Below are 14,153 nucleotides of genomic sequence, written 5' to 3'. Positions count from 1 at the left end.
TGTCAACACTAAATCAAACAACTTTTTTAAGGGATAATTTTTTATATTCTAGAGGACTTAAGTAGCCAAGAGTTCCATGAATTCTTAGCTTATTAAACCAGTTCACATAGTCTCCAAATTCGAGCGTTAGCTGGGATAAGTTCGTAAACTTTTTTTGATTGGCGAACTCAGTCTTAATGATTTTAAAGGTCGCTTCCGCGACGRCGTTATCATATGGACAACCTTTCATACTAAGTGAACGGCCAATTTTAAACGTGGTTAACGTTTCATCAATTAGCTTGTTTTTAAATTCATTCCCTCGATCTGTGTGGAAGAGCTGAATATCATGAAGGTTTCCTTTGATGGATGCAAATGCGCGTGCCACAAGCTGAGCGTCCTTATTAGGCCCCGTACTAAAGCCAATAATTTCACGATTAAAGAGATCGACAAAGACACATATGTAATGCCATTTATTTTTGACTTTGACATATGTTAAGTCGCTGACCACTACTTTTTTCTCTTCTTTTTGTTGAAATTCCCGATTTAATTCGTTAGCCAGGACTGACTCGTTACATGAGGATTGCTGCGGTTTGTATTGAGCGACTGTATAAGATGATACAAGCCCTTGCTCTTTCATAATCCGACCAATTCGGCGTCTGGAGACCGTTAGGTCGAGCTTCATTAACTCTACTTTAATCTWACGTGTTCCGTATACCKTACGGTTCTTTTCAAATATTTCTATAATGGCGTGCGTGACATCATCTTCTGAGTTTCGTTCTTTTGATTCGTAATAATAGGTGCTCCGCGATAGATCCAGGACGTTACACATGGCTGATACCGAGTATTTGTCTTTGTTTCGCTTAATAACATTTACTTTCGTCCTAGTATCAGCGCTGCTTGCTTTAAAATATCATTCTCCATCTGTAACTGTTTCAATTCTTTTCGCAGCTTGATAAGCTCGCTTTCCTCGGGAGAACGGTTATCTTTTTCCTTAAAGGAACCTGTGTTTTCACCCTGTTGAATCCATCGATCTAAAGAAGAAGGAGTAAGTTCATATTCTTCAATAAGAGCCTTTCGTGTTTTTCCGTTTTGATAGAGTTGAATCATCTGTTTTTTAAATTCGGAAGTGAATGTACGGCGTTCTCTTTTCGTCATTTTGAGTGCTCCTTATCTGTAATAAGTTAAGTGTAGCTGCCCTTAAAATATCTGTCCAGATAAGTGTAGACGATTCACTTTAAGGACAGTAAGGTATGGCTTTGAAATACCATCGAAAGTAAAACTGTTCACTTTCTCACCTTCCCTTTAATCGTTCTTTTACTTATTCTTTTATCTTGCGTCTGATATTTAGCCACTTCTCTATGAATACCTTTCGCTACCGAATGGCCATCCAAAATGATATCTGTATCCTTCCTTAATAATTGTAAAAGCACCTGTGTTTGCTCAAGCGTAGCCTCAAGTAATTTTTGTAGTACGTTATTTACTTCACTACTGCCCCCTACATTCGGCAATTGTCCAGGACGCTTGTTTCCTTTATCCACCGTCTTTCCAGCCAAAGCCAACAACTTCATGGCATCTGTCCGTTTGCTTGGGTTAGTAGGTATGATGAATTCAGGCCATCCATCTTCCGCAAGATTATACATGCCTTCATTGCGGATTAAACCACCAGTGGCATATCCCTTGTACGGTCCGCCCCTCGCCATGGATTTGATACCTGGAGTATTGAAAGGTGTTCCATACCTTGATTTAATATACCGAATGGCTGCAATTGCATTATGGACTGGATTCATAATGTCATTATAGCCCTTCATTTTATAAGCATCGAAAGTTGGTTTGATGGTCTGCATAAGCCCCATGGAAGGAGTGCCCCGTTTCCAGTTACTATCCCATTTGTTAATGGTGGATGGACCAGTACGTCCGCCAGATTCTTTCATTGCAATCGTTGATAATGGCGCTGCCCAATTTCCCGGAACACCAGTTTTTGAAATAGCTTCACTTATCCACTGTTTTACGTTACCGGAAACATTTCCACTTCCACCAAAGTCAAACATGCCTTTCATTTTTTCTTTTACAAAATCCACGGCACTGTTTTTTACTTTTGTGAAACCACCTTTTGCAATTTTACCTAAAGTGCCATCTTCACTAGGTGCGTTAATCCCTAATGTTTTCATGGATAGATTCAATAGCTTGCTAGGATTGCTTGCATATTCCCAAACATTTACGGCAGTATCCTTAACTTTCTTACCAAAGTCCGTACCCCATGCATAATGTGGGATCAATTGCTTCGTCAGGCTTGCAGGTAAAACATGAGTGCCCTTTGGTAAATTAACTAGTGTAGATTTTTCCGGAGATAAATATTGTTGTCCATCAGGGGTTTGTACTAATTCTTGTCCAGCGTTAGAACCCTTACCATCACCAACAACGGCCAATCCTCCAGGATGCCCGTCTGTACCTTTTGCATATTGTGGAACTTTCCATTCGCTTAATTTCTTTTCTACTCCGAGCTTACCCATAACCCAGTTAACGCCTGTAATAACGCCATTTACACCTTTACCAAGTCCCGATACCATTTTATTGGATACGGATATAACACCTTCTTTAATCTTACCGCCTGTCTTTTTCAGACCATCTGACATCCTTTGCGGCATACCCTTTACGGTTTCAACCATGTCCGAAACATAGCCCTTAATATTTTTTTTAATTGTGCCAAATATGTCTGATATGCGTGATTTTAAATGTGTAAAGCGACTTATGGTGTTTGTTACCACATTTTTGATAGGCGTGTAAATGGAATCCTTTATGGCGTTCCAAATGGTTTTAGTTAGATTACGGATTCCGCTGAAGATGGTATTGATTGTATTTTTCAAAGTAGTAAAACGATTTTTAACTAAATCCACAATAGATTTAATCACTAATTTGAAAAAGTTTAAAATTCCATTCCAAATGGTCGAAATGAGATTTTTAATTGTGGTTGTAATAGTATTGATTGTATTTTTCATGGAAGTAAATCTATTCTTTACAAAATCCACGATCCACTTAATGACTGTAGAGAATACACCTTTTATGCTAGTCCACATGCCCTTGAATGCATTAACCATTAATTTCGCTAATGATAAAATACCTTTAAGCATCTTACCCCAGAACATTAGCTGCATGAAATTCCAAATAAACTGAATGGAACCTGAAAAGATATTCTTGATTCCTGTCCACATTTTCGAGAAATCACCAGTAAACAATCCGGAAAAAACTTGTATTAAACACATGATGACCTTTAGTCCACCGTCTATTACACCTTTAATATTTCCGATAACTGATTTTACAATTTCTAAAATAACTTTAAATGTTACTTTAAAGATAGCCTCAAGTATCGGCATCATAGGTTTGATCACAAACAAGATCCCATTAAAAATATTTTGGAAGGCTTGGAGTAATTGTTTCCCGTTTGAATCCCAGAAGACTTTCATTTCCGCTATTTTACTTTTAAAGTAATCCGCTATTATTTTAAATGCACTTACAAAAACATCTTTTAATTTATTAATAGCATTCCGAAAAGGCTCGAATTTTTTATAAGCAATGATAATACCTGCAGCTAATAACGCTAAAATACCAATAGTTAACCCAACGGGACCCGTTAAAGCAGTAAACCCCAACCTTAGCCATTTTAACAACCCACCTGCTTTTGCAATGGACGGAAATAGTTTTGAAAGTCCTGTTGCTGTACTACCTAAAAAGCCGATGAAGAATCCTCCTGCAACCAATAATGGACCGATTGCTGCAGCTAATGCCGCGATAACAACCATTGCGATTTTAGTATGTTTCGACATACCCGACATTCTATCTATCAAGCTATTAAACAAATCTGCCGCTTTTATCACATATGGGCTTAATATGTCCCCGATGTCTTTAGCTAAAGCAAAGATATTGTTTTTTACGGTTCCCAATTTAGATGCCATTGTTGCATATCTTTGTTCTGCCTCATTGGATAATGCTGTATTTTCCTCCCACGCTTCGGAGGACAATCCTACAGCCTCTCCTAATAGTCCTGCATTTCCTGCCAATCGCAAGATAGTATCAGATTCCCTGATTCCCTTAATACCTAAATCACCTAGAACCGAAGTTAGGTTTTCCCCTTCTTTTCCAGACTCACTTAACCCTTGTATAAACATTTCCAATGCCTTTATAGGGTCACTTTCCCATGCCTTTTTAAAGTCTTCTGCAGAAACACCACTTGCTTCTGCGAATTCTTCTAAAGATTTACCACCTGAACCCACCGCACTATCTATCTTTTTAAGTACGGTTGTCATCGCCGTACCGCCTGCTTCTGATTCGATACCTAAGGAAGACATACTTGCAGAAAGAGCCATGATATCAGATTCAGTCATACCGACTTGACTGCCTTGAGCAGCCAATCTCATGGACATATCCACGATTTCCGATTCAGTGGTTGCCATGTTATTACCCAAAGCAACCACAGAACTACCTAATCTATCAAAGTTCTTTTGTGGCATTTTGACTATGTTTGCGAATCTAGCAAATTCGGTAGCAGCCTGTTCTCTCGTCATGTTAGTCGACTCGCCTAAATCAATGACGGTTCTTGTGAAATCCATAATGCTGCTTTTTTTAATGCCTAATTGTCCCGCTGATTCTGCAACAGCAGCTATATCATTTGCAGAAACAGGCAATGTTTTTGACATGTTAAGAATTTGTTTTTCCAATACTTTGTACTCGCCTTCAGTAGCGTCTACTGTTTTTCTTCAATTTGTTATCACAAAGGTTTTTTATCCTTTGTTTCTTACAGTTTCCTGTAAGTTCGGCATACATTTTCACCTATACGGTGTCGAACACTCTTGGCAGGATTATATTTATTCACCCACTATGCTCTACGGTGCTTCATAGCCTTTCGCAATCTATGAAGTTACCACGGTATTAACATGCTAATTATGATATAAAAAAAGAGAACCATTATATGCTCTCTTTAAATTTGCTATATTGTTCTTTTGTATTTTTTCCGTAACCGTACTTTTTGTGGAAGTCCATATGACATTTTTTACAAAGGGTTATGCCATTATCTATATTTGTTCGATTTTGCTTATCCCAGTCATAGCTATTCAAATGGTGTGCGTTTAATCCGTCTCCCCACTTACCTTGTTTACCACACAAATCACAAGTGTAAGAATCCCTTTTCATAACACCAGAGATAAATTCATAGTATTCCGGATATTTCCTTTTACTTATTCTTTCTTCTTCTGAAAGATCATGATTCCAAGAGGGACTATTTTCCCCACGAAGATTTTCAGATTTCCATTTTCCATGGCATTCAATCGAACAAAAAAGCCGCTTGCTTCGATTTAACAGATATCCTATCTTCAACACTATTTTTCCACAGTATGCGCAATTTACTTGATGTGTATTGTAATTAGGACTATCCAGACCTGTAAATTTCCCATATTTTTTTTCTCTTATTTTTTTCTTTGATTTTTCAGAATGTACTTTTTGAAAAAATGGATTACTAGAGCCTTTTAAACCTATTCTTTGCCATTTATCTTTGCAAATCCTTGAACAAAAATGATTTCCTTCTGTTTTATAATTGGCTTTTCTAATTCTCTTCTGCATCCCACAAAAATCGCACTTAAATAAAACCGTGTGTTTTTCTTGGAAATATTTCGATCTACATTCTCTTGAGCAATATACAGTTTTTAAACATTGACTGGGATATCTTAACACTTCAATTCCACAATTAGTACATTTTGTTTTGATTTGCGCCATACAAAAAACACCTCGGACAGTGTTCAAATTTATTGTAAAAATTATATCATAATTAGTTTAGCCTTCACCGTTTTTGCTCGATTTATTACCCTATTATTTCTAATAGAGAGGGCAAGAAATTACCCCAGCAAACGCACTTTCAAAATCAATTGAAGCCTTAACCGCCATTCCACCCAAACCAACCAATGGAGCTGTTACATACATAGATAAGGACTTTCCCGTACTTTTCATGCTATCGCCGACTTTGGTTAAACGAGTGCCTGTTTCGTCAAGTTTTTTACCAAGCTTACCCCAACTTGATTCGGCTATCTTTTGTTGTTCTTTTAGCTTTTCTAGTTCCTCACGTGTTCGTCCCACATAGCGTTCTAAGTTATTTAAGGAAGCCACTTCATTGTTATAGCTTTTGGCAGCTTTATCCGCTTCTTTAGATCCTTCACCATGCTCTCTGACCATCTTTTCGTACTCAGCCTTGGCTTGTTTTGTGACCTCTTTTTGCACTTCTAGTTTCCTATTCAAACCAGATAAACTTGTTTCGTATTTTCTAATAGAACGATCACCACGGTCAAAAGCTGACATGTTTGCCTTCATTTCACTGTTTACAGTCCTTAACTTATCCTTTACCCCAGTTAGACCACGATTGAGGGCTGTGGAGTCAAGGTCAAGTCCAATCGAAAGGCCTTCTATCTTCTCCATCAATCACCCTCCCTTCTCATACCAATAAAAAAATCCCTAACCTCCGAATGCGACGATTAAGGATTTCTCTTGATTTGGTTTATTTTCTTCTCTTAATATTTCAAGTAAAAAATGGTAAGGCATACCCAATATTTCGTTGATATCCTTACCATCTTTTATAAGATCAAGGATGAGTTTGTCCATGTAATCTTTTTGCTTGGTTGGGGAAAAGTCCTCATCCGTTAACCTTTCTGCGCCAAAAACTTTTTTGTTTCATCGTTTTGCCTACCTTGAGCCACAAACATAATTTGTTCTTGGAGGGTTTGAATAGCATCTGGTGCGTGAAGGCCATTAAATAAATCTTCTTTTGTGAATTGCTTGTTATAAATCTTGTTTGCTACAAAATCCAGTAACTTATCAATTAATTCCTTTTCTGATCCAGCACTTTTACTTTCTTCACTTTTATCAATTTCCTGTGTCATATCGATTGCTTCATAAACTACTGAAAAGGGAATGAAAACAGGTGTAAGATATTTCACCGTTTCAATTTCACCTTCCTTCACTTCTTTCACCAATTCGATCATGTTTCTTTTTAAATTTGCCATTTCATAACATCCCTTCGTTTTTTAAATTAGGCTTTAAACAAATAAAAAGAGACCACTTAAAAATTGTGGTCTTCTTTAGTGCATCATTAGCTTATCCATTACGCGTATCTACACGATATTCTTTTCCTTGAATACATTGAAATGAGGACAAGGAAAGTAGGTGTGGATTATTGGGATTTAATGTCAATTGACTTTCTCAATACCCATACCCATGCGGGGAAACCAAATCCTCAAAATCCCATGCCGTGGCCACTAAGATATTGCCATGTTACAACGGATCCTGCATCATTCCCATCCTTCCGTTACCTTGCGTAATATCGGCATTACCGAAGAAGAAACGAATAATGACTTGAAAACATTTAGTATCTTTCACTAAGACTTAAAGCTTGAAATTTAATTTTAATTATAGTTAGTAAAATTCTCCTTCAAATCAGTAGTTTGCTGCCGACTGTAAAAAATTAGAACATTAAAGTGTAATGGATATCCAACTCCATAGAACCAGTACAATATATATCATTATTGGATTGACTTTTACATAAGATTTTTACGGATTTTAGATTAGCGACAATTGCAGTAAACGATGAATTCGGAGCAACATCAATATCCTCATGATCATTGGACAATTTGGTTATGGTAACTTGCATTGTACATGAATTACTAGTGTTTATTATTGTGATGGTTCCAGAAGGATTTTTTATATTGGAATCCGACGAGACACAAAAATACGTCTGAGTCGTAGCGTCATCACATTTTTGGTTAATGGGAACACATCTGTGTATGCAAATAAGCTTTTTCCGGGGACATTTTCTACTCCGTTTTTTCTTTTTGGAGCGACAGATACATTCGCAATCTATGTTTTTTTTCGTTTGCACTTCTTTCTCATAAAGCCTGCTCCCCTCCATATTACTTTGTTTTTGGAGTGACAGATACATTCGCAATCTATGTTTTTTTCGTTTGCACTTCTTTCTCATAAAGCCTGCTCCTCTCCATATTACTTTGTATGAGGAATTCAGACGAATGCACCACAACAAACATCCATTTTTTTAAAAAACAGGCATTGTACCAGTTAAAAATGTACAGACTTTACATACTATACAAGGATAATGAAAAGAGGTGGTGATATTATGTGTGGAAATTCATCAAGTTCTGCTGTGTTTAATTTTTGTAATAATGTGTCCAAGCAAATTGTCAACATTCAACAATGTAATCCCATTTTCCAACCTACTCCGAGTGTTACTGCTTTTACCTACTTTACTAATCCAACGGGGTTAGTAATAAATGGTTCATTTACCGTAGTTAATACCAGTACTTCTTCCGTCTTTAATGTTAACTATACCACGGGTGTCATAACATCAACCATCGTTGTTACACCTGGTCGTTCGGAAACAATCTTCGTTGAAGATTTGAAATCCATTACTATCGAAAGTCTTACAGGAGCAACGCCTGAAGCAAACGCAACAGGAAGTTTAGTATTAGATTTGCACTATTGCGTAAAATGCGCTTAGTTAAGACGAATAATTCAATTCACCATGGTGCCTTTTAATTTCTGCTTTATGGTTATTTCAGGATACGGCGGTGGTTACGGAGGCTGCTGCTAAAAAAAGTATGAAAAAAGCCTACCTTTATTGGTCGGCTTTTCCACTAATCTGCCCCGTTTGTTCTACAAGAAAATAACAACATCCTTTAAAAGAGCCTTAAATTAAATAAAGATAATCTGTTGACCTGGATATCTTCAATTACAACAGCTTTAAAGTTTGTCATTATCCTTCCACACCACCTTGTTCTCCAGTTGTTCCTGGATAAGGCTTGCCAAATATCTTTTGGAATAGAGAATCTCGGTTGTCTGTTTCCCCTTTTTTGTCAGCTCCGAAAAGAACCGATTTTTCAGATTCGGCTCCTTCAACATAACGCTCCATAAATTCTCCCGTGACTTCTTCATTATCAAATTCTTTGTTTTCTTCTTTGGTTTTACCGGAAATCTTAGAACGCATGAACATTCCTTTTGTAAGCCCTACCCACTCTTTAGAACCGTCCTCAAATGTCTTGGTAAATACCGCTGCCACATAAGGTGGCACATCCTCACCCCCAATGGATGAAAGTCCGTCCACTGTTTCTAAACCAAATAAAATATTCTTATCCTGAATGGGTACTTTGTGAAATTGGGTGGATACTGTTATATTTCCACCTGAAATAGCAATTTCAGCCGTGCCATTATCCCCATATGCCCTCATCGCTTCTTGCGGCATGTCTACCTCAATATTTTGCAGAAATTTAATCCGGGTAATTTCACCAGCTGTAAATGAATGGTCATCGTCATCTGATAAAACCGCATAATAAAATTCATTCACACCGGTTGATGCTCTATAGCTTTTTTTCTCTTCTGCCAAATTAATCACTCCTATTTTAAATAATAAAAAAGACACCTTATAAAGTGTCTAAATCGTCTCTATACAATTTCCCTCGATACTTTCTGGCGTCACGGTAAATTCCTGTTTCCTTATCCCATTCGTCAGTGCCGGTACCTTGTTGAAAACCAAAATTCCACATGACTTTACGAATCTGATTGGATAATTCTCTTGTCACGGTTCTATTTTTTGACCACACTTCAATTTGATAAAGACAATCATAAGTTAGCCAAGTATCATCAGCGAAATCTTTAGGAAGAGGTACATCTAATGGATCTATGATGATATTAGGAGCCATTGTCACGCTGCTGTTTTCAGGAAAATCATAAAATTTAATCCTTCCAGAAGCCTTCTCCTTAATATATGGGTCAGCAATCAGCTCATTATAGACCATCCCTAATACATCCATTAAATTCCCTCCCTTATTGATCGTTTAATAGCTTCACGATAAGCCCTTTCAGCGTTTCTCATTGCTCTTGCGATTGAACCCTTCCCTTTAGGATTTGGGTTTTGTATAGTACCAAACTCATTTAAATGAATGATTCGATAACGACCTTTCGGACCACCCCAATAAACTTTAACCGTTCTAACACCGGCCACCCACATCGGCTCTGATATTTTTATTTCTTCAATGGATGCTCCGGTATCTTTAAAGGATGCAAATTGACTTTTTAGTTCCTTTATAAATACTTGGGCACCACGTTTTAAGGCTATATCACTTAACTGCTGCGCCTTCATTTTTCCGATACGTCTTTCAAGTTCTGCAACCAGTGCTTTTTCACCTTTGACCTTTACACTCATTCGATTAGCCTCGCTACGATTGTGATGAACTCCTTATTTTGCAAATCGGGTTGAACGTGTTTGACATTATATCGCTTGTCTCGGTATTCAGGAGCATCGATGGAAAGATAATGCTTATTATCTGGAATATAGTCTGCTTGTGGGTCTCGTATCTTGATCGTGATATCAGATAAGGTCCCGTTAGCCTTAGCGATCTCCAAGTCTTTCAACCAAACATTATCAACCATGGCCCAAGAACGATAAAGAATCCTTTTTTCGGATTCACCAGGTTCAGGTCCTTCATTTGCTGTACACTCATGAAAAATAACGGGTGTACGCAAATCTCCTGTATTAACCCTTGGCGGTTTATATTTAAACGGCTTCATCTGGTTCACCATCTTTTAATGCGATAGATAATCCTAAACTATTAATTTGACTAAGGAAATTATCATTGAAGTATTCAAGGGCATCATTATAGGCATAACGAGTACGTTCAAAGACTAGCTCCTTGGCCCTCTCCTCCTTTTCCACATCGAATTGTCCACATTTGTCTAGCAAATCCTCAATAGAAAAGGACAACAATCTTTTTAAATTGTCGTCCTCACTCGAATGGGATATATGCATGCGCTCTTTAAATTCCTTTAATAGTTCAAGTGTGACCAATTAAATCACCCCTCAAGGCCGCCCTCTAAGTCTAAATCTAAGTCATAGACCTGCGCTGCGTAATTATCTTTTGGCTTACCAGTAGCGTATTGTTTCGCAATATAAAGTGTCGCGTCTTCCATGGCCAGTGTTTGGTCAAATTTCTTCACTTCCATCGCTCCACCCACAGCTGCAACATACTCACCACGAATAAAGAATACAACTTTTCCTTTTGGTACAAACATGGATTCAGTAATGGTTGGATTAAATGGCAAGCTTGTCACGTATATACCTGCAGCATTTTTTACCGTCGCATTCGCTTGAATGCCGAAATTGTCAAACGGATTGACAACCATTACAACTTTCCCAGCTATATTGCGTACTTTTTCTTCTTCATCTTTTCCAACTGGACGAATAGATAATTTTTCGACAACACCTTTTAATTCATTAATGGTTTTTCTTCCTGGTTCAAAGGTAAGAGTGCCGGCGGAGGCTTTGTCAGGATATTTTCCGTCCACAACAGATCCCTTCAAATCTTTTAACAATCCAATCGGCATATCTTTTCCTGTCCCTGCAACATACCCACGCTCAAGACCAACGGACATTGCTTCCGCAATCATAGTCCGAACATAGCGCTCCACCCATACAGGCCCAAGTTTTAGCATGTCGTTTGATAGAGGAATAAAAGCTGTTAATTTAAGTTGGCTGATAGACTCTTTTCTAAACGTTGCATTTAGTTGCCCTTGGATGTCTCCAAATAATGGGCCCCATACTGCAGCACCTTCCGGATCTCCATAAATGATTTCTGTAACAGCACCAAGATTTTGAATACCTAATTGCTGCAGTAATGGATGCCCTTCAACTAGATCATCAAAAATCCGTTCTTGTGTTGTTTTAGGGAGTGTTTCTGTATCTTTAAATCCACCCTCTTCAATCACGACATTGAAAAACTTTGTCTCTTCACTCGTAAGGACATTAGCCCCCCTTGCTTGCATGATAGAACGGTCAAGCATTGATGTATTAACTTGATTCATAATATCGCCCTGTACGTCCTGAGCCAACGCTTCCAGCATATTATTTAACGCAGCAGACTGTTCTTCAGCACTACCTTCCTGTGTTGCTTTAGCAAATGCCTGTTTTTTCTCTGCGAAATTATTAAATTTAATCGTCATTATCCATACCTCCTATAAATGTAAAAAGAGACTGCTCAAGTTCTGTTTAGGTGCAACAGGATCAGGAACAATCTCTTTTGGTTTTAATTCATTTTTAATTTCATTTTTAAATTCAGTAAACATTTGTTTTAATGTGTTTTCGTCGATGCCTGATGCTGATGCATAGATAGGTTGCTTTGGTGCAACAGCAGCCGTAATTTTATTGTTAAATGCTTTTGCTTTGTTCTCGAATATTTCAGACTCGACCTCTTCTGGTTCAGCATCGATGATTTCATCAATTAGCCCATATTTTAATGCTTCTTCAGCAGTAAGATATGTTTCATCATCGAGTAATTTTTTCATCGTATCCTCATCTATCCGATTTGTATATGATTTCAATACAGCTTGGCTAACCTTTTCGACATCATCAGCAGCCTTTCGAAGTTTTTTAGCATCTCCAGCTACAAATGTTTGAGCATTGTGGACCATCAGCATGGTATTTGCATGCGCTCGTATTTTATCAGCACCCATACAAATAACGGATGCAGCACTTGCTGCCATACCTGTTATCGTCACAGTAACAAGTCCTTTATGATCTTTAAGAGTATTACAAATATCAATTCCTAAAAAGGCATCGCCACCATACGAATTAACGGATAAATCAATATCCTCATCTTCTTTTATAGACTTCATTTGATAGTTAAAATCCCAAATACTCGAATTCCAATTGATAATATCACCTTTAATTTTATGCTTCATTTTTCTCACCTCCTTTAAGTGCTTCTGAACTTTCTTGATAGTTTTTGGTGATGAAGTATTTATCCATCATAGGATCGTCCACCCTTTCCTCACCTAATGCTTCACGCAATTCATTGCCGTTAAATGCTCCTGAAGCTCTCAACTTATCAACGGCGGCAGCTACATCAAAAATATTACTGTAAGAAACCCGTTTGGTTTCCACCTTCTTTCCTGCAAGGAATTCCTTTTTATCAATCATCTTGGCATTCAATTCATCCCTGATTTTTTTCAAAAATGGGTCAATGCAAAATGTCATGTAGTTACGTGTAGGTTTTTCTACATCTGCCATATCACCGTGAAGTAACGCAATAGGAATACCCAACACTTTGGCAACCTGATCTAAAAAACCATCAATTACCTTGGCGACTTCATCCACACTTTGAAGCTGAGTTGTATTTTTCATTTCTTCTAATTTAAATCCTTTTTGTTGAGGAACAATAGCCACAGATTTTCCGGAGAAAGCTTTATAAATCTTGTTGATATAATTTTGTAACTTTTCTTGTCCCTTTTCTGACTTATCAGTGATAGCCTCTACATCAACAAGTCCACGTATTTGATTTTTGCGATTCTGAAATTCTATGATCCTACCAAATAGTTCTCCATAATCGGCATATAGGCCGTCCAGCATAGTGGACAGCTTTTTATTGCTATATTCCAGATAAATAACATCACCCATTTGAAATGTCCTGGAAAATGTATAGTCTTTAATGGTTACATCTTTGAATGAATCATTGACCAGGGCATATTCGACTCGTGTGAATGAGTCAGCAATTAATAGATCTTCGGTATCCGACTGGATAATCAAACACTCATTGTCATAGATCAGCTTGTGAACAACAGTTTGCCAAAATTGACTGGCTGACATGTTCGGGTTCGGTCTGACATTTAACCGATAATACATTTCATCCTTCACAATCTTTTTATCCTTCTTAACATAAAACTCGGATTGACTGATGGTGCGGCCAATCATATTAATACATGTTTGAATGACCAATTGCTTCATGTGAATTTTCTTGGAAGTATCTTGGATTAAATCAAAATCAAATATGAATTCAAGTTCTTTATTTCTGCTTTTCACCAGGTCTAGTATTCCCAATATAATCTCACCTCCTTTTTTTTAGAAATCTATATCATCCAAGAAGAAGTCCATTTCTTCTTCCAAAATATTATCCGCTTGCCACAGAGCATAGACAAAAGCTGAAAATCCATCTGTCTTTCTCCTAACTTCATCTTTTTTGACAAAGTCTTTATTTCCATCATTTTTAACTTTTACAACAATGTTATTTGTGTTCCACCTCATCAATGGGTTATCTCCAAAAATAATACGTTTTTGGGCAAAGAGCATTTCAATTCAATTC

16 protein-coding genes and 2 pseudogenes are annotated in these 14,153 nt (G+C 37.4%); 1 reads left to right on the top strand and 17 read right to left on the bottom strand.

Annotated elements, in window-relative coordinates:
- Positions 1-13: 13 nt before the first annotated feature.
- The 8 genes and pseudogenes from AC1DVK_RS24695 to AC1DVK_RS24660 form a co-directional block, all read right to left on the bottom strand.
- Positions 14-1,134 (bottom strand): IS3 family transposase gene (locus AC1DVK_RS24695; RefSeq protein ID WP_477627614.1). Its coding sequence is split into 2 segments (ribosomal slippage): positions 14-885 and positions 885-1,134, totalling 1,122 coding nucleotides; the frame shifts between segments, so codons are not numbered across the junction.
- 128 nt (positions 1,135-1,262) lie between these two features.
- Positions 1,263-2,027, bottom strand: coding sequence for a lytic transglycosylase domain-containing protein (locus tag AC1DVK_RS24690; protein WP_477627618.1), 765 nt, complete (start codon positions 2,025-2,027; stop codon positions 1,263-1,265).
- 1,719 nt (positions 2,028-3,746) lie between these two features.
- Positions 3,747-4,718 (bottom strand): annotated as a pseudogene (locus AC1DVK_RS24685) (phage tail tape measure protein); the annotation flags it as partial.
- A 220-nt stretch (positions 4,719-4,938) separates the two neighbouring features.
- Positions 4,939-5,742 (bottom strand): HNH endonuclease, encoded by an 804-nt coding sequence (locus AC1DVK_RS24680; protein WP_410864011.1) that lies wholly within the window; start codon positions 5,740-5,742, stop codon positions 4,939-4,941.
- Between the two features lie 99 nt (positions 5,743-5,841).
- A complete protein-coding gene (locus tag AC1DVK_RS24675) occupies positions 5,842-6,435 on the bottom strand; it encodes a hypothetical protein (RefSeq protein ID WP_477627613.1) in 594 nt (197 codons plus the stop codon).
- 36 nt (positions 6,436-6,471) lie between these two features.
- On the bottom strand, positions 6,472-6,618 hold the full coding sequence (gpGT, locus tag AC1DVK_RS24670) for a phage tail assembly chaperone GT (protein WP_477627612.1): 147 nt from the start codon (positions 6,616-6,618) through the stop codon (positions 6,472-6,474).
- Positions 6,619-6,656: 38 nt separating this feature from the next.
- Positions 6,657-7,019: a phage tail assembly chaperone G gene (gpG, locus tag AC1DVK_RS24665; protein WP_477627611.1), complete on the bottom strand. Its 363-nt coding sequence runs from the start codon at positions 7,017-7,019 to the stop codon at positions 6,657-6,659.
- A gap of 458 nt (positions 7,020-7,477) precedes the next feature.
- The gene (locus AC1DVK_RS24660) at positions 7,478-7,921 is read right to left on the bottom strand and encodes an S-Ena type endospore appendage (RefSeq protein WP_477627617.1); all 444 of its coding nucleotides are present in this window, start codon (positions 7,919-7,921) and stop codon (positions 7,478-7,480) included.
- Positions 7,922-8,143: 222 nt separating this feature from the next.
- On the opposite strand from AC1DVK_RS24660, the gene AC1DVK_RS24655 reads away from it, so the two are divergent.
- Positions 8,144-8,524, top strand: a complete 381-nt coding sequence (locus tag AC1DVK_RS24655; RefSeq protein WP_477627610.1) for an S-Ena type endospore appendage — start codon at positions 8,144-8,146, stop codon at positions 8,522-8,524.
- A 255-nt stretch (positions 8,525-8,779) separates the two neighbouring features.
- Here the strand turns inward: AC1DVK_RS24655 and AC1DVK_RS24650 are convergent, their stop codons facing one another.
- From AC1DVK_RS24650 to AC1DVK_RS24610, 9 genes and pseudogenes are all read right to left on the bottom strand, one after another.
- Positions 8,780-9,406: a major tail protein gene (locus AC1DVK_RS24650; protein WP_477627609.1), complete on the bottom strand. Its 627-nt coding sequence runs from the start codon at positions 9,404-9,406 to the stop codon at positions 8,780-8,782.
- Between the two features lie 37 nt (positions 9,407-9,443).
- Positions 9,444-9,833: a hypothetical protein gene (locus AC1DVK_RS24645; RefSeq protein ID WP_477627608.1), complete on the bottom strand. Its 390-nt coding sequence runs from the start codon at positions 9,831-9,833 to the stop codon at positions 9,444-9,446.
- Entirely contained in the window at positions 9,833-10,225 is a 393-nt protein-coding gene (locus AC1DVK_RS24640; protein ID WP_477627607.1) for a hypothetical protein, read from the bottom strand. The genes AC1DVK_RS24645 and AC1DVK_RS24640 overlap by 1 nt, the downstream gene beginning before the upstream one ends.
- The gene (locus AC1DVK_RS24635) at positions 10,222-10,590 is read right to left on the bottom strand and encodes a phage head-tail adapter protein (RefSeq protein WP_477627606.1); all 369 of its coding nucleotides are present in this window, start codon (positions 10,588-10,590) and stop codon (positions 10,222-10,224) included. Before AC1DVK_RS24635 ends, AC1DVK_RS24640 begins: the two co-directional genes overlap by 4 nt.
- Positions 10,577-10,828, bottom strand: a complete 252-nt coding sequence (locus AC1DVK_RS24630; protein ID WP_477627616.1) for a phage gp6-like head-tail connector protein — start codon at positions 10,826-10,828, stop codon at positions 10,577-10,579. The genes AC1DVK_RS24635 and AC1DVK_RS24630 overlap by 14 nt, the downstream gene beginning before the upstream one ends.
- A 44-nt stretch (positions 10,829-10,872) precedes the next feature.
- A complete protein-coding gene (locus AC1DVK_RS24625; RefSeq protein WP_477627605.1) occupies positions 10,873-12,018 on the bottom strand; it encodes a phage major capsid protein in 1,146 nt (381 codons plus the stop codon).
- Positions 12,019-12,030: 12 nt separating this feature from the next.
- Positions 12,031-12,756 (bottom strand): head maturation protease, ClpP-related, encoded by a 726-nt coding sequence (locus tag AC1DVK_RS24620; RefSeq protein WP_477627604.1) that lies wholly within the window; start codon positions 12,754-12,756, stop codon positions 12,031-12,033.
- A complete protein-coding gene (locus AC1DVK_RS24615) occupies positions 12,746-13,897 on the bottom strand; it encodes a phage portal protein (RefSeq protein ID WP_477627615.1) in 1,152 nt (383 codons plus the stop codon). The genes AC1DVK_RS24620 and AC1DVK_RS24615 overlap by 11 nt, the downstream gene beginning before the upstream one ends.
- Before the next feature lie 15 nt (positions 13,898-13,912).
- Positions 13,913-14,146 (bottom strand): annotated as a pseudogene (locus tag AC1DVK_RS24610) (terminase TerL endonuclease subunit); the annotation flags it as partial.
- Positions 14,147-14,153: the final 7 nt, after the last annotated feature.

This window comes from Peribacillus sp. P4_B1 (genome assembly GCF_056402395.1).
The sequence above is the reverse complement of the archived record's forward strand: the minus strand, read 5'-3'. Positions and strand labels throughout refer to the sequence as shown.

Bases quoted from the DNA above. Each gene is read 5' to 3' on its own strand.
- AC1DVK_RS24635 (WP_477627606.1), bottom strand. From the start codon at position 10,590: ATGAAGCCGTTTAAATATAAACCGCCAAGGGTTAATACAGGAGATTTG.
- gpG (WP_477627611.1), bottom strand. From the start codon at position 7,019: ATGGCAAATTTAAAAAGAAACATGATCGAATTGGTGAAAGAAGTGAAG.
- AC1DVK_RS24640 (WP_477627607.1), bottom strand. From the start codon at position 10,225: ATGAGTGTAAAGGTCAAAGGTGAAAAAGCACTGGTTGCAGAACTTGAA.
- AC1DVK_RS24625 (WP_477627605.1), bottom strand. From the start codon at position 12,018: ATGACGATTAAATTTAATAATTTCGCAGAGAAAAAACAGGCATTTGCT.
- AC1DVK_RS24645 (WP_477627608.1), bottom strand. From the start codon at position 9,833: ATGGATGTATTAGGGATGGTCTATAATGAGCTGATTGCTGACCCATAT.
- AC1DVK_RS24655 (WP_477627610.1), top strand. From the start codon at position 8,144: ATGTGTGGAAATTCATCAAGTTCTGCTGTGTTTAATTTTTGTAATAAT.
- gpGT (WP_477627612.1), bottom strand. From the start codon at position 6,618: ATGGACAAACTCATCCTTGATCTTATAAAAGATGGTAAGGATATCAAC.
- AC1DVK_RS24630 (WP_477627616.1), bottom strand. From the start codon at position 10,828: ATGCATATATCCCATTCGAGTGAGGACGACAATTTAAAAAGATTGTTG.
- AC1DVK_RS24620 (WP_477627604.1), bottom strand. From the start codon at position 12,756: ATGAAGCATAAAATTAAAGGTGATATTATCAATTGGAATTCGAGTATT.
- AC1DVK_RS24675 (WP_477627613.1), bottom strand. From the start codon at position 6,435: ATGGAGAAGATAGAAGGCCTTTCGATTGGACTTGACCTTGACTCCACA.
- AC1DVK_RS24680 (WP_410864011.1), bottom strand. From the start codon at position 5,742: ATGGCGCAAATCAAAACAAAATGTACTAATTGTGGAATTGAAGTGTTA.
- AC1DVK_RS24690 (WP_477627618.1), bottom strand. From the start codon at position 2,027: ATGTTTGACTTTGGTGGAAGTGGAAATGTTTCCGGTAACGTAAAACAG.
- AC1DVK_RS24660 (WP_477627617.1), bottom strand. From the start codon at position 7,921: ATGGAGGGGAGCAGGCTTTATGAGAAAGAAGTGCAAACGAAAAAAAAC.